At 72.7% G+C, this 13,454-nt stretch carries 13 protein-coding genes; 5 read left to right on the top strand and 8 right to left on the bottom strand.

All coding sequences use genetic code 11. The features are described from left to right. Positions 1-30: 30 nt before the first annotated feature. On the top strand, positions 31-1,161 hold the full coding sequence (locus tag ACN261_RS28715; RefSeq protein ID WP_421482797.1) for a mandelate racemase/muconate lactonizing enzyme family protein: 1,131 nt from the start codon (positions 31-33) through the stop codon (positions 1,159-1,161). Positions 1,162-1,226: 65 nt separating this feature from the next. Here the strand turns inward: ACN261_RS28715 and ACN261_RS28710 are convergent, their stop codons facing one another. The 6 genes from ACN261_RS28710 to ACN261_RS28685 form a co-directional block, all read right to left on the bottom strand. Then, positions 1,227-1,577: an L-rhamnose mutarotase gene (locus ACN261_RS28710; RefSeq protein ID WP_425853162.1), complete on the bottom strand. Its 351-nt coding sequence runs from the start codon at positions 1,575-1,577 to the stop codon at positions 1,227-1,229. A gap of 103 nt (positions 1,578-1,680) precedes the next feature. Beyond that, positions 1,681-2,514 carry a carbohydrate ABC transporter permease gene (locus tag ACN261_RS28705; protein ID WP_088644292.1) on the bottom strand — a complete coding sequence of 278 codons (834 nt, stop codon included), beginning with the start codon at positions 2,512-2,514 and terminating at the stop codon, positions 1,681-1,683. Then, entirely contained in the window at positions 2,511-3,467 is a 957-nt protein-coding gene (locus tag ACN261_RS28700; protein ID WP_421482795.1) for a carbohydrate ABC transporter permease, read from the bottom strand. The genes ACN261_RS28705 and ACN261_RS28700 overlap by 4 nt, the downstream gene beginning before the upstream one ends. Before the next feature lie 62 nt (positions 3,468-3,529). Further along, positions 3,530-4,825: an ABC transporter substrate-binding protein gene (locus tag ACN261_RS28695; protein ID WP_425853159.1), complete on the bottom strand. Its 1,296-nt coding sequence runs from the start codon at positions 4,823-4,825 to the stop codon at positions 3,530-3,532. A gap of 28 nt (positions 4,826-4,853) precedes the next feature. Then, complete coding sequence (locus ACN261_RS28690; protein WP_421482792.1) at positions 4,854-5,840, bottom strand: Gfo/Idh/MocA family protein; 987 nt, start codon at positions 5,838-5,840, stop codon at positions 4,854-4,856. After that, a complete protein-coding gene (locus tag ACN261_RS28685; RefSeq protein ID WP_425853156.1) occupies positions 5,837-7,084 on the bottom strand; it encodes a M20 metallopeptidase family protein in 1,248 nt (415 codons plus the stop codon). Before ACN261_RS28685 ends, ACN261_RS28690 begins: the two co-directional genes overlap by 4 nt. A gap of 110 nt (positions 7,085-7,194) precedes the next feature. On the opposite strand from ACN261_RS28685, the gene ACN261_RS28680 reads away from it, so the two are divergent. The 3 genes from ACN261_RS28680 (at position 7,195) to ACN261_RS28670 (ending at position 10,567) form a co-directional block, all read left to right on the top strand. Continuing rightward, complete coding sequence (locus ACN261_RS28680; RefSeq protein ID WP_421482790.1) at positions 7,195-8,019, top strand: amidohydrolase family protein; 825 nt, start codon at positions 7,195-7,197, stop codon at positions 8,017-8,019. 145 nt (positions 8,020-8,164) lie between these two features. Next, entirely contained in the window at positions 8,165-9,538 is a 1,374-nt protein-coding gene (locus ACN261_RS28675; RefSeq protein WP_425853154.1) for a glycoside hydrolase family 43 protein, read from the top strand. A gap of 84 nt (positions 9,539-9,622) precedes the next feature. Next, positions 9,623-10,567: a hypothetical protein gene (locus tag ACN261_RS28670; protein ID WP_425853152.1), complete on the top strand. Its 945-nt coding sequence runs from the start codon at positions 9,623-9,625 to the stop codon at positions 10,565-10,567. 48 nt (positions 10,568-10,615) lie between these two features. On the opposite strand, the gene ACN261_RS28665 is transcribed toward ACN261_RS28670, so the two are convergent. Next, positions 10,616-11,005, bottom strand: a complete 390-nt coding sequence (locus ACN261_RS28665) for a winged helix-turn-helix transcriptional regulator (RefSeq protein ID WP_425853150.1) — start codon at positions 11,003-11,005, stop codon at positions 10,616-10,618. Positions 11,006-11,042: 37 nt separating this feature from the next. On the opposite strand from ACN261_RS28665, the gene ACN261_RS28660 reads away from it, so the two are divergent. Beyond that, positions 11,043-11,786, top strand: a complete 744-nt coding sequence (locus tag ACN261_RS28660; RefSeq protein ID WP_425853148.1) for an NAD(P)-dependent oxidoreductase — start codon at positions 11,043-11,045, stop codon at positions 11,784-11,786. 78 nt (positions 11,787-11,864) lie between these two features. Here ACN261_RS28660 and ACN261_RS28655 read toward each other — a convergent pair whose 3' ends face one another. Further along, the gene (locus ACN261_RS28655) at positions 11,865-13,250 is read right to left on the bottom strand and encodes a short-chain fatty acyl-CoA regulator family protein (protein ID WP_425853146.1); all 1,386 of its coding nucleotides are present in this window, start codon (positions 13,248-13,250) and stop codon (positions 11,865-11,867) included. Positions 13,251-13,454: the final 204 nt, after the last annotated feature.

Raw genomic sequence — 13,454 nt, 5'->3', positions numbered from 1 at the left:
CGTTATTGGTCTCTAATTGGGGGAGTCGGCATGGAGATCGTCGAGGTGGAGTCGGCGGTACGCGGGGACGCGCACTTCGTCCAGGTACGCACGTCCGACGGACGGACCGGGGTGGGCCAGTCCGCGTGCTGGGGATACCCCGACGCGGTGCACGCCGTGGTCCAGACGTTCCGGCCGTACCTGCTCGGGGCCGACCCGGACCGGATCGAGCACCACTGGCACCACCTCTACCGGATGGGCCCGTTCCGGGGCTCGGTGCTCACCGCCGCCGTCTCCGCCGTCGACCTGGCGCTGTGGGACCTGCTGGGCAAGCGGCTCGGGGTGCCGGTGTGGCAGCTGCTCGGCGGCCGGGTCCGCGACCGCATCCGGCTGCACCTGCTGCTGCCCGGCACCGGCGCGCAGGCGCTCGCCGAACAGGCCGCCGCCGCGGTCGCCGACGGCTTCACCGCCGTGAAGTTCGACCCGCTGCCGGCCGCCTACGGCGACCTGTCCCAGGCCCGGCTGGTGGCCGAGACCGAGGCCACCACCGCCGCCGTCCGCGACACCGTCGGCCCGGACGTCGACCTGCTCATCGAGCTGCACCGCAAGCTCACCCCGTTGCAGGCGCAGGCGGTGGTGCCGGCGCTGGCCCGGCACCTGCCCCTGCTGGTCGAGGACCCGATCCAGATCGACAGCGTGAGCAGCCAGGCCGAGGTGGGCCGGCGGGCGCCGCAGGTGCCGATGGCCAACGGGGAACGGCTGCACACCATCTGGGAGTTCAAGGAGCTGCTGGCCCAGGGCGGCGCGCAGTACGTCCGGCCCGACGTCGGCCTGGCCGGTGGGCTCAGCCACGCCCGTAAGATCGCCGCGCTGGCCGAGGCGCACCACGCGGCCGTGGTCACCCACAACTGCCTGGGTCCGCTGCTCACCATGGCCTCGGTGCAGCTCGACACGGTCATCCCGAACTTCGTCACCCAGGAGTACTCGCCACTGGACGACCAGCTCGCCGACGGTCCGGCGCGGGCCTGCGTCCGCCGCGAGGGCGGGTTCCTGCCGGTGCCGCAGGAGCCCGGCCTGGGCGTGACCCTCGACCTGACCGGGACCGGGCCGCTGGACCTGACCGGCCGGCCGCTGACCCGCATCCCGCTGCGCGCCGACGGTTCGGTGGCGTACGCGGTCTGACGGCGGGCACCGCGACGGCCCGGCGGGGACCTCCCCACCGGGCCGTCGCGGCAGGGTCGCGCCGCTCACGGCGGCGGCTGCCCCGGATGGTGGAACACCGGGGACGCCCACAGCGGCTCGCCGTCGGCGTCGGCGATCTCGGCGAACAGCTCCGACAGCGACGCCGTCCAGCGGGCCTGCACCGGCGAGGCGGCGGTCACCGCGCGGGCGTGCGCGAACCCCCGGCGGGTACGCAGCACGCAGATCAGCAGCAGGTCGTGCCGGTAGATGTGGTAGTCGTAGACGCCCGCCTCGTCGAGCAGCGCGGACAGCTCCGGCCACACCCGGGCGTGCCGCCGCTCGTACTCGGCCTGCGCGCCGGGGCGCAGCCGGTACAGGTGGCACACCTGCTCACCCGGCCCGGCCGCCCCGCTCACCGTCGCCCCCGCCGCAGCGGACCGGCCGGCGTCACCCGATTGCGCCCGGTGGGCGTCACCCGGCTGTGGCCGGCCGGCGTCACCCGGCTGCGCCCGGTGGGCGTCACTTGCCGGAGCCGGCGAGCGCGCCGGAGACGAGTTGCCGTTGGAAGACCAGGTAGACGATCAGCACCGGCAGCAGCGCCACGATCAGCCCGGCGCTGACCAGCGGCACCGACACGTCGTACTGGCCGCTGAGCAGGGAGACGCCGACCATCAGCGTCTTGCTGTCCGAGCCGCCCATGATGACCAGCGGCAGCAGCAGGTCGTTCCACATCCAGACGAAGTTGAAGATGGCCAGCGCCGCGATGGCCGGGGTGGCGATCGGGGCGAGCAGCCGGAACAGGATGGTCAGGTGTCCCGCGCCGTCGACCCGGGCCGCCTCGATCAGCTCGTCGGGCACCTGCTGGAAGTAGCCGGCGAGCTGGTAGGTGCCCAGCGGCAGCCCGAACGCCGCGTACGCCAGGATCAGGCCCTGGTACTGGCCGGACATGCCCAGGTCGAGCACCGTCTGGTACAGCGGGTAGATGATCGCCTGGCTGGGGATGGTCAGCGTCACGATGATCAGCAGGAAGACCACCTTCCCGCCCCGGAACCGCAGCTTGGTCACCGCGTACGCGACCAGCAGGGCGGCGAGCACCGACAGCACCAACCCGCCGAGCGTGGTGACCAGCGAGTTGAGCAGCAGCCGGGGCATGTCCATCCGGCGGAACGCCTCCAGGTAGTTCTCGAAGGTGATCCCGGCCGGCAGGCCCAGCGGGTCGTCGGCGAAACCGGACTGGGTCTTCACCGAGCTGACCACGGTGAACAGCAGCGGGTAGATCGCCGCGACGGCGACGACGACCAGCGCGAACGTCAACAGGTAGCGCCCGATCCGGGCGAAGTGGCGCGGGTTCATCGCGGCTTCCGGGTCCCCTCGGTGAACATGTGCCGGACGCTGAAGATGGACAGCACGGCGACGAAGACGAACAGGGCGATGCCGATGGCCGAGCCGTAGCCACGGTCCAGGAACTGGAAGGTGGTGAGGAAGACCAGGTACTCGGGGAGCATGGTGGCGTCTCCCGGGCCGCCCTGGGTCAGCGCGTAGATCAGCGGGAACAGCCAGATCAGCACGCCGGAGGCGCACAGCACGCTCCAGTATGCCACGGTCGGGCGCAGCATCGGCACGACCACCGACCACAGCCGCCGGAAGAACCCCGCCCCGTCCAGGTAGGCCGCCTCCAGGGTCTCCTCCGGGATGGTCGCCAGGCCGGCGAGGTAGGTCATCACGCCGAGCCCGAAGAAGCTCCACAGGGCGACCGCCACCAGCGAGAACAGTGCGCTGTAGCGGCCGTTGAGCCACTCGATCGCCAGCGGTTCCAGGCCGACGAAGCGCAGCAGGGCGTTCAGCGGCCCGTCGGGGGCGAGGATCTGCCGGAACATGATGCCGACCACGATCGGCGCGATGGTGTACGGCACGAAGTACACCGCCCGGAAGAACTTCCACCCGGGCGAGCGCTGGTGGATCAGCAGCGCCAGGATCAGCGGGAGCACGATCCACACCGGCAGGGTGGCCACCACCAGCAGCGCGTTGCGGAAGCTGGTGAGCACCATCGGGTCGTCGAACATCCGGGTGTAGTTGTCCGCCCCGGCGAACTCGCTGCCACCGAAGCCGCTGGACGACTCGAAGCTGGTGACCACCCCCCGGACCAGCGGCACCAGCTTGAACAGGACGGCCAGCACCACGGCCGGGAGCACCAGCGCGGCACCCAGCCACCACTCCCGGGCGTGCCCGGGACGTCGGCGGCGGGTCGGCGCGGGTGGGGCGTCGGTGGCCACCGGGTCCGACACCGGCGCGGTGGAGATCGTCATCAGGGTTCCTCTCCCCGGGTCGGGCGGGCGGGGCGACGCGGTGTCGCCCCGCCCGCCGGTGGTTACTTGCCCTGCTTCTTCGTGGGGCTGCGCTCCAGCGCCTGCTGCATCTGGTCGGCCCACTTGTCCACGGTGAGCTGGCCGAGGGTGACCTGCTGCCAGCCCCGGGCCAGGGCGTCGGCCTCCGGGCCGGAGAGCATCACGCCGGCGTGCAGGGTCGGCTGGGCGACCAGTTCCTGGATCTTGAGGAAGGCCGGCGACGACGGCAGCAGCGCCTTGTCGACGGTCTTGTTCAGCGGCTGGCCCTTGCCGTACTTCACCCAGAGCTCGCCGTTCTCCTTACCGGCGAGCCAGCTGATGAACTCCAGCCCGGCCTGCTTCTTCTCGCTCCACTGGGTGACCCCGTAGACCGCGCCCTCGATGCCGGAGAACTTGCCGGCCAGCGGCGCGGCCGGGTCGATCGCCGGCCACCGGGTCACGCCGAGCTTGTCGTCGCCCAGGGCCTTGCCGAACGCCTCCCAGTTCACCGCGTCGGAGATGATGGTGCCGGCGAACGCGGCGTCGCCGCGCTGGAAGATGTCCGCTCCGTCGGGCAGCATGGTGATCGACGGGGCGTTCTTGTTGGCCCAGCCCTTGGTGGTGATCTCGGCCAGCTTGCCGAGCACCGACACCAGCTTCGGGTCCTTCCAGGACAGCTTCCCGGCGAGCAGCGCCCGGATGTCGTCCTCGGTGAGGTAGTTGCGGGCGATCTCCGGGAAGTCCCAGTACGCCGGGAAGGTGCCGGACAGGCCCAGCGCCAGGCAGGTCTTGCCGGCCTTCTTCACCGCCTCGCAGGCGGCCCCGAACTCGTCCCAGGTGGCCGGGGGCTGCTCCGGGTTCAACCCGGCGGCGGTCAGGACGGCCTTGTTGTAGTACAGGACGTTGCCCTGGTAGGAGAACGGCACCCCGTAGCAGGTCTTGCCGGTGTCGAAGCCCTCGCAGGCCCCGCTGTAGGTGACCAGGTCCTTGGTGATCTCGGCGGCCTTGTCACCCAACGGCACGTACGCGCCGCGCCTGTCGAACAGCTCCAGCCCGGCGTTGTTGGCCATCACGTCCGGCCCCGACTGCGAGGTGATGTACGGGCCCTGCACCTCGGGGTACTTGTCGAACGGGACGGACTGCATCTCCAGCTTGATGTCCGGGTGGCTGCCCTCGAAGCTGGTCTTGACCTGCTTCCAGTACTCGGCGCCACCCGGCTCCCAGGTCAGCACCTTGAGGGTGACCGGGCCGTCGGCGGCGTCGTCGCCACCGCATCCGGTCAGCAGGGCGGCGGCGGCCATGCCGGCGGCGAGGACGCCGGCCAATCTCCGTCGAAACATCGGTTAGCTCCTGTCACAGGTGGGGGGCTCAGGGGAGTCGGCGGACCGCGCCGCCGCTGTCGGCGCTGCCGGCCACGGCCTCGGCGACCTGCACCACGTGCAGTCCGTCGGCGAGTGGGACGACCGCCGTCGGTGCGGTGCCGTCGATCCGGCTCAGGAAGTGCCGCAGCTCGGCGGCGAGCGCGCCGCCGCCGTCGACCGGGGACAACAACCAGTCCGGTGCCTCGGTCGGCTCGCCCTGGACGAGCAGCGTGGGGTGGCCGAGGTCGACGTGGGCGACCCCGTCGGTGCCGTACACCTCGACCAGGTCCGAGGTGTGGTGGGGGGTGCTCTCGGGAAGCAGGTAACTGTTGCGGATCGACGACACGACGTCGTTGGCGTGTCGCAGCTCCGCCCACACCAGGACCGGGGTCGCCGATCCGGGTCGGGTCCGGGCCGCCGCGCGGACCTCGACCACCGGCGCTCCGGCGTACCAGAGGGCCAGGTCGATGTCGTGGACGGCGGTGAGCAGCGCGGGGTGTTCGCGCGGGAAGAGCCGGCTCAGGGTGCGGGGCCGGTCGCGGCGGGACGACACGGCGAGCACGTCGCCGAGCCGGCCGGCGCGAATCGCGTCGTGCAGGGCCCGGTGCGGCGGGCTGTGCCGCAGAATGTGCCCCGGCTGGCAGAGCACCCCGGTGCGTGCGGCGGTGTCGACGATGGCGGCGGCGTCGGCGACGGTGGTGGCGAGCGGCTTCTCCACCAGCACCGGCACCCCGGCGTCGAGCAGCGCCACGGCCACCGTCCGGTGCGCCGGGCCGGGCACGCAGACCGACGCGGCGTCCGGTGTGGTGTCGGCGAGCAGGGCGGCGACGTCGGCGTACGCCTGCGGCACCTGGTACTGCGCGGCCACCCGGGCGCGGGTCGCGGGGTCCGGCTCGACCAGGGCCGCCACCGGCACGCCGAGCGACCGGTACGCGGCCAGGTGCCGGACCCCGAACGCCCCGGCCCCGATCACGGCCACCGACGGGCGGCTCACGCCCCGACCGCCTCGACGGCGTCGGTCCGGTCACCCGGACCGGGCCGACCGGGCCCGGCGTCCCCGTGACCGTCGGGAGCGGCCAGCCGGCCGTCGAGCACCGCCCGGGTGAGCCGTTCCAGGGCGGCCACCCCGGCGCCGAGGCAGCGTTCGTCGACGTCGAAGGCACCGGAGTGCAGCGGTGCGCCGCCCTGCTCGCCGGTGACGCCGAGCTTGACGTACAGGCTGGGGCCGAGCGCGGCGAGCAGCGCGAAGTCGTCGGTGGTCAGTGGGGGCTCGGTCAGGTCGGCGACCTCGACCACCCCGGGCAGTTCGGCGCGGGCGAGCGCCACCAGGGCCGCCGCGTTGCGGACCGGGGGCATCTCGTTGGCCCAGGTGAACCGCAGCCCGAGGTCGAGCGCGGCGGCCTGCTGCCGGGCGATCCGCTCGATGACCTCCTTGAGCCGGGCGCGGGTGGCCTCGTCGTGGGTGCGCAGCGTGCCGGTGGCCTCGGCCCGCTCGGCGACCTGACTCTGGCTGGCCCCACCGGCGATCGTGCCGATGTTGAAGGCCACCAGCTCGTGCGGGTTGCGGGAGCGGGCCACCCCGGCGTGCAGCAGGTTGACGATGCCGGCGAGGCCGAGGATCGCGTCGCGACCCAGGGCCGGGGTGGCGGCGTGCGCGGCCCGGCCGGTCACCTCGAACCGGAAGGCGTCCTTGGCCGCCATCGCGGTCACCCGGTCCACCCCGATCGTCCCCACCGGCAGGTCCGGCCAGCAGTGCAGGCCGAGGACGGCGTCGAAGCGCCTGTCGCGCAGGGCCTCGTCGGCGAGCACCGCGGCGGCGCCGGAGGTCGCGCCGAACGGGATCTCCTCGGCCGGCTGGAACAGCACGGTCACCGAGCCCCGGGCGGGCGGGTCGGCGGCGAGCCGGGCGGCGACGCCTGCCATCACGGTCATGTGCACGTCGTGCCCGCAGGCGTGACAGACCCCCGGGTTGGTCGACGCCCAGGGCACCTGCTTGGCGTCCTGAACCGGATAGGCGTCCATATCGGCCCGAAGCAACACCGAGGGTCCCTCGGTACGTCCTTCGATCTCCGCGAGCAGGCCGGTGCCGGCGACGCCGGTGCGCACCCGGGCGATCGGCGCGAGCCGCCCGGCGAGCACGGTGGCGGTCTGCTGTTCAGTGAACCGCAGCTCGGGGTGCTGGTGGAGCTGCCGACGCAGCCGTACCAGATCGTCAACGTCCTCGTGCGCCTGCACCACGCGGTTCACTCCTCGCCTACGTCCGATAATCCGGACCTAATTGAGACAAGAACCTAAGCGAGGGGTCCTCCCGCGTCAATGGGCAGCTCAGAATCGGTTAGGGTCCGCCCATGGAACGCGCCGACGCCCACCTGCACCTGTTCGCCGACGGTTACCCCGGCCGGTACGGACGGTCACCGGCCGGCGGTGACGAACTCGCCGTCTACCGGACGTTGCGCCACGAACACGGCATCGCGCGGGCCCTCGTGGTCGGCTACGAGGGCGGCCCGGAGTTCACCGGCAACAACCGTCACCTCGCCCGGCTCGCCGCCGCGCACGACTGGATCGCCCCCCTGGCGTACGTTCCGGTCACCGGCGTCGACCCCGCCGGGCTGGACCGCATCCGGTCGGCGGGATTCGCCGGCCTCGCCGCGTACCTGCCGGACCCGGCCGCCGCCGGCACCTTCGCCGGGTGGCTGACCCGGACCGCCGCGACGCTCACCGGCACCGCGACGCTGCTCAGCCTCAACGCCCCACCCGAGGCCGCCGGACGGCTCGGCCGGGCGTTGGCCGCCCTCGACGGGTGCCCCGTGCTGTTCAGCCACCTCGGCCTGCCCGGCCGGCAGGCGACCGTGCCGGACCTCCCGGCCGCCGCCGACCGGCTCGCCCCGCTGACCGACCTGGCCCGGCTGCCCCACGTCGGGGTCAAGGTCTCCGGCCTGTACGCGGTCAGCGACCCCGCCGAGGGCTACCCGCACCCCGCCGCCCGGCCCTTCGTCGAGACGCTGCTGCACCACTTCGGCGCGCGCCGGCTCTACTGGGGTTCCGACTTCGCCCCCAGCCTCGACCACGTGTCCTTCGCCCAGACCCTGCACCCGGTCGGCCTCGACGGACTTTCCACCGCCGAGGCGGCCGACGTGTTCGGCGGCAACCTGCTGCGCGCCCTGGACGGCTGAGCGGGAGTCGACCGGCCCGGGGCGCGATGCGTCCGACCTGCGGGGCAGGAGGGCTCGGGCCCGCCGAGACACTTGACGTCATCGATGTCAGCGATAACGTACGGGGACCACCGCCACCCCGCCTCCACCACCCCGAGGTGACCCGTTGAAGCGTCGTACCCTGCTGTCCGCCACCGGCGCCGCCCTCGCCGGCGCGACCCTGCTGCGTCCCGCCACCGCGTCCGCCGCCCCCGGCGACGGCTACGTCATGGCCTACTTCACCGAGTCGCCGAACATGACCGCCGCCAACTACGGACTGCACCTCGCCGTCAGCACCGACGGCCTGAACTGGACCCCGCTCAACCAGAACCGCCCCGTCGCCACCCCGACGCTGGGCAGCCGGGGCCTGCGCGACCCGTTCGTCCTGCGCAGGCAGAACGGCGGCTTCGTGGTGCTCGCCACCGACCTCAACGGCACCGACTGGAACTACCAGAGTCAGTACCTGCACGTCTGGGACTCGACCGACCTGCGCACCTTCACCGGCTACCGGCTGCTCAAGGTGCACTCCCTGGCCACCCACGCCTGGGCGCCCGAGGCGTACTGGGACCCCGGACGCGGGCAGTACGCGGTCGTCTACTCCGCCGTCACCGGCGGACGCAACGTGCTGATGGTCAACTACACCGGCGACTTCGTGACCGCGTCCGCGCCGCAGACGTTCTTCGACCCCGGCTACGACGCCATCGACGGCAGCTTCGTCAGCGTCAACGGGGTCAACTACATGTACTTCAAGAACAACACCAACAGCACCCTGCTCGGCACCCGCTCCACCAGCCTCGACCCGGGCAGCTTCAGCGTCCACACCGCCGCCATCGGCCCCGGCCGGGGAGTCGAGGCCCCGCAGATCGTCAAGTCCCACACCGCGAACACCTGGTACCTGTGGGGCGACACGTGGAGCCCCAACGGGCGGTTCTTCTGCTGGCAGACCAGCAACGTGGCGGGCGGGGCGTGGAGCCTGCTCAACGACCGGGCGTACACGCAGCCGTTGAACTCCAAGCACCCCGGGATCGCCCCGGTCACCGCGGCCGAACTCACCGCGCTCACCGCCGCCTGGGGGCTGCCCACCTGGAACCGGATCAAGTCGTACAACTTCCCCGACCGCTACGTGCGGCACGGCAACAACGTCGGACGCATCGACACGTACCCGTTCGAGCCGTACCAGGACCAACTGTGGACCCTGGTGCCCGGCCTGGCCGATCCGGCCGGGGTGTCGTTCCGCTCGGTGAACTACCCCGACCGCTACCTGCGCCACTACGACTACACGATCCGGCTGGCGGCCAACGACGGCACCAGCGCGTTCCGGGGCGACGCCACGTTCTACCGTACGGCCGGCCTCGCCGACTCCTCGTGGACGTCGTTCCGCTCGTACAACTTCCCCGACCGCTACCTGCGCCACTACGACTACCTGCTGCGCATCGACCCGCTCACCGGTGGCTCACCGGCCACCGACCGGCAGGACGCCACCTTCCGAATCGGCTACTGACCCACAGCCGGACCTGCGCACGGCACACCGGCGGACGCCGAACCCGCCCGTCGGTGCCGGCACGGCCGGTCCTATCCTGGCGCGATGTCGTACGCCGAACTCCGTGTCGACCAGTGGAACGACCGCTCCGAGGAGGCCGCCGGCCGCATCGCCCGGGAGATCGCGGCGCGGCACGACCTGACCCTGGTGGGCCTGCGGGACACCGGCTACGCGGGACGCCGGCACCGCACCGCACTGTTCGACCGGGGTGGGCTGGGGTTCGCGCTGGTGCCCGGTGGCCGGCCGACGCTCGGCTACGACGCGACGCGGTTCCACCCCGGCGCGGGCCAGGCGGCCAGCTACGCCGACAGCGCCGAGGAGTACGGCCTGCCGCCGCTGACCGAGTACGTCGACGCGATGACCTCGCCCGTGCGCGACGTCGACCTGCCGGCGATGCTGGTCGCGGTGGAGGCGTTCGAACCCGGCGAGATGCCGGTGCCGCCGGACGACCCGCGGGTCGGTGAACTCGTCGCGTCCCTCGACCACCGGGGCGACGGGGGGGCCACCGTGCGCTCCGCCGACGGGCTGACCGTCGAACTGGACGCGGCCGGCCGGGTGACCCGCGCGGTGCTGGTCGAGGAGTTCGACCACGACGAGGCGATGGCCGCCCTGGCCGACCTCGGCCTGCGGACCACCAGCCCGGACGAGTGGGAGTGGGCCTGCGGCGCGGGCGCGAGCACCCTGTTCCGCTGGGGCGACGACACCCCCGACGACTGCTACCCGGTCGAGCACGGCACCGGGCCGCACCGCACGCCGAACCTGTGGGGGCTGGCGATCGGCCAGGACCCCTACCGGTACGAGGTGACGACCGAGCCGACGGTGGTCTGCGGCGGTGACGGCGGCGTCGTCACCTGCGGCGGCAGCGGCTTCTTCCTCGGCTGGCTCACCCTCGCGACCGCCTACCGCGACGGGGACTTCGGCCGGTGGCTCGCCTCCGACGACGGCTACGCCGACGAGACCCTGACCCGACCGGTGATCGGCCTGACCTGATCCGCCGACCGGCGCGGGCGGTGCCCGGAACCGGCGCGGAAGTGCCGGTCAGCGCAGGCCCACCCGACCCTGGCGGGCGTGTTCGCGGTCGTAGGCCTCCTGCGCGTCGAGCATCGCGCCGAGGTGGTCGTGCGCCCACCGCACGGCCAGCGCGATGGCGGGCAACAGGGTCCGGCCCAGCTCCGTCAGCGCATAGTGGACGCTGCGGGGTGGGCCGGGGTGCTCCGTGCGGGCGACGAACCCGTCCCGCTCCAGGTCACGTAGCGCCGTCGTCAGCACCTTCGCCGTGACCGGGCCGATCTGTGCCCGGATGGTGGAGTACCGCATCGGCTCCTGCGCCAGCAGGGAGATCACCATCGCCGTCCACTTGTCGCCGATGCGGATCGGCGCGATCCCGGACGGGCAGACCGGATCGAAGCGCGCGGCGGGGTCCGTCACCGGGCCAGCCTAACGAGGTTTCCCGCAGGAAACCCCGGTGCCCGCTACCGTGGCGCAGCCGGTGCCGTCCGCCGCCGTACGCGCGGGTGGCACCGGAACGTCGGCAGCGCGGGAGAAGGGGCGACCAGTGGCCAGGATCGTGGTGTTCGGTGCGGGCGGAAAGGCGGGCAGGGCGATCGTGGCCGAGGCCGCCAGCCGTGGGCACGAGGTCGTCGCGGTCGTCCGGGACACCGCCCGGTACGCCGACCTCGCGGGCTGCGGCGTCGCGGTGGTCGCGGGCGACGTCACCGACCGGTCGCAGGTCGCCGCCCTGGTCGAGGGCGCGGACGCGGTGGTGGACGCGGTCGCCCCCGGTGCCGGGGACAACCCGCAGACGTTCTTCACCGCCGCCGCGAACGCGCTCGTCGACGCCGTCGCCGCGACCGGCCGGGGCCGCCTGGTGGCCATCGGTCTGGCGGCCTACCTCGACGTCGCGCCCGGCGTCCGGATCATGGACACCCCCGGATTCCCGGCGCAGTTCCAGGACTTCGCCAGGGCCCACGCGGCGGCGCTGGACGTGCTGCGGGAAGCACCGGCGACGGTGGAGTGGTCGGTGGTGGTGCCGGCGACGGAGTTCGACCCGCAGGGCGGGCGGACCGGGACGTACCGCGCGGGCGGCACCGGCCTGCTGACCGACGCCGACGGCGTCAGCCGCATCTCCTACCGCGACTTCGCCGTCGCCGTCCTGGACGAGGCCGAGCAGGGCGCGCACCCGCGCACACACTTCGCCGTCGCCTACTGACCGCCGACGGCGTCGCACGGGCGGTGCGGCACCGACCGAACCCGACCGGTCGCCGCACCGGGGTGACGCCCACCGGTCTCAGCCCTTCAACGGGTACGGGATGAAGGTGCTGCGGTTCTCGTCCAGGTCGAGCCGGCCGGTGATCGGCGCGGCGGCCCGCTGCGGGCAGGTCATCCGCTCGCAGGTCTTGCACCCCGGGCCGATCGAGGTGACGGCGTCGGCGTCGTACAGGTCGATGCCCCGGGAGTAGACCAGCCGGTCGGCGTGCCGGATCTCGCAGCCGAGCCCGATCGCGTAGACCTTGCCGGGCTGGTTGTAGCCGCCGTGGTGCCGGGTGATGGTGCGGGCGATCCACAGGTAGCGTTGCCCGTCGGGCATCGCGGCCACCTGCACCACCACCCGGCCGGGCGCGCCGAACGCCTCGTAGACGTTCCACAGCGGACAGGTGCCGCCGGTGAGTGAGAACGGGAAACCGGTGGCGGACTGGCGTTTGGACAGGTTGCCGGCCCGGTCGACCCGGACGAACGAGAACGGCACCCCGCGCGCCCGGGGCCGTTGCAGGGTGCTGAGCCGGTGGCAGACGGTCTCCCAGCCCATCGTGAAGTGCTGGGTGAGCAGGTCGATGTCGTACCGGTGCTGTTCGGCCGCCGCGAGGAACGGCCCGTACGGCAGGATCAGCGCGGCGGCGAAGTAGTTGGCCAGGCCGACCCGGGTGAGGATCTGGGTCTGCGGGTCGTCGAACCGTTCCTCCTCCACGATCTCGTCGATCACGTCGGCGTACTCCAGCAGGGCGATCTGCGCGGCCATCCGCATCGCCTCCTGCCCGGCCCGCAGCGACGTCGACAGGTGCAGGGTGCGGGTCTGTGGCCGGTAGCGGTGCAGCTCGTCGCCGAGCAGGGCGGCGTCGTCGCGGCGGACCTGCACGCCGTGCCGCTGGGCGAGCCGGTCCTGCAGCGTGGAGCGGACCTCGCCCCGACGCATCCCGATCGTCGCGGCGAGCCGTTCGGCCGCCTCGTCCAGATCCGGCACGTAGTTCTGCCGCCGGTAGAAGAACTCGGTCACCCGGTCGTGCGGGCTGCGTCCGACCGTCTCCCGGTCGCCCAGCAGCTCGGCGAGCTGCTCGTCGGCCTGCCGGTAGCGGCGGTGCAGGTCGAGGACGGCCTCGGCGACCTCCGGCAGCCGGGTGGCGAGTTCGGTGAGGTCGGCGACGCCGGGCCGGCCGGGCAGCGCCTCGCGCAGCCCGGCGACCAGCCGGGGGGTGTCCCGGGGGGCGAAGACCGTCGGGTCGACGCCGAACACCTCGGTGATACGCATCAGCACCGGCACGGTCAGCGGCCGGGTGTCGTGCTCGATCTGGTTGAGGTAGCTGGGCGAGATGTTGAGCAGCCGGGCCAGCCGGGACTGGCTCAACGCGCGGTCCTCGCGCATCCGGCGCAGCCGGGCACCCGCGAAGGTCTTGCTCACCACGCTCACCTCCCTGCTGCTCTTTCAGCAGCCCAGCACCCCTTGGCAGAGTGCGAATATACCTGTTCGCAACTTCGCAGAACCGGGTGTGAACTTCTCAGAACTTGGCTTCTTCCGTCCCTCGACCACGCCCGCGACACCGTGTGACCGTGGGTGACACGCCGGCCGGGCGACGCGTTCGCACCGCCGGACGCCACGACGGCC

The sequence above is a fragment of the Micromonospora sp. WMMD723 genome, from assembly GCF_049863385.1.
Taxonomy (GTDB): Bacteria; Actinomycetota; Actinomycetes; order Mycobacteriales; family Micromonosporaceae; genus Micromonospora; species Micromonospora wenchangensis.
Note: the sequence above shows the minus strand (reverse complement) of the source record. Positions and strands in the feature narration are given on the sequence as shown.

Bases quoted from the DNA above. Each gene is read 5' to 3' on its own strand.
- ACN261_RS28715 (WP_421482797.1), top strand. From the start codon at position 31: ATGGAGATCGTCGAGGTGGAGTCGGCGGTACGCGGGGACGCGCACTTC.
- ACN261_RS28705 (WP_088644292.1), bottom strand. From the start codon at position 2,514: ATGAACCCGCGCCACTTCGCCCGGATCGGGCGCTACCTGTTGACGTTC.
- ACN261_RS28700 (WP_421482795.1), bottom strand. From the start codon at position 3,467: ATGACGATCTCCACCGCGCCGGTGTCGGACCCGGTGGCCACCGACGCC.
- ACN261_RS28695 (WP_425853159.1), bottom strand. From the start codon at position 4,825: ATGTTTCGACGGAGATTGGCCGGCGTCCTCGCCGCCGGCATGGCCGCC.
- ACN261_RS28680 (WP_421482790.1), top strand. From the start codon at position 7,195: ATGGAACGCGCCGACGCCCACCTGCACCTGTTCGCCGACGGTTACCCC.
- ACN261_RS28670 (WP_425853152.1), top strand. From the start codon at position 9,623: ATGTCGTACGCCGAACTCCGTGTCGACCAGTGGAACGACCGCTCCGAG.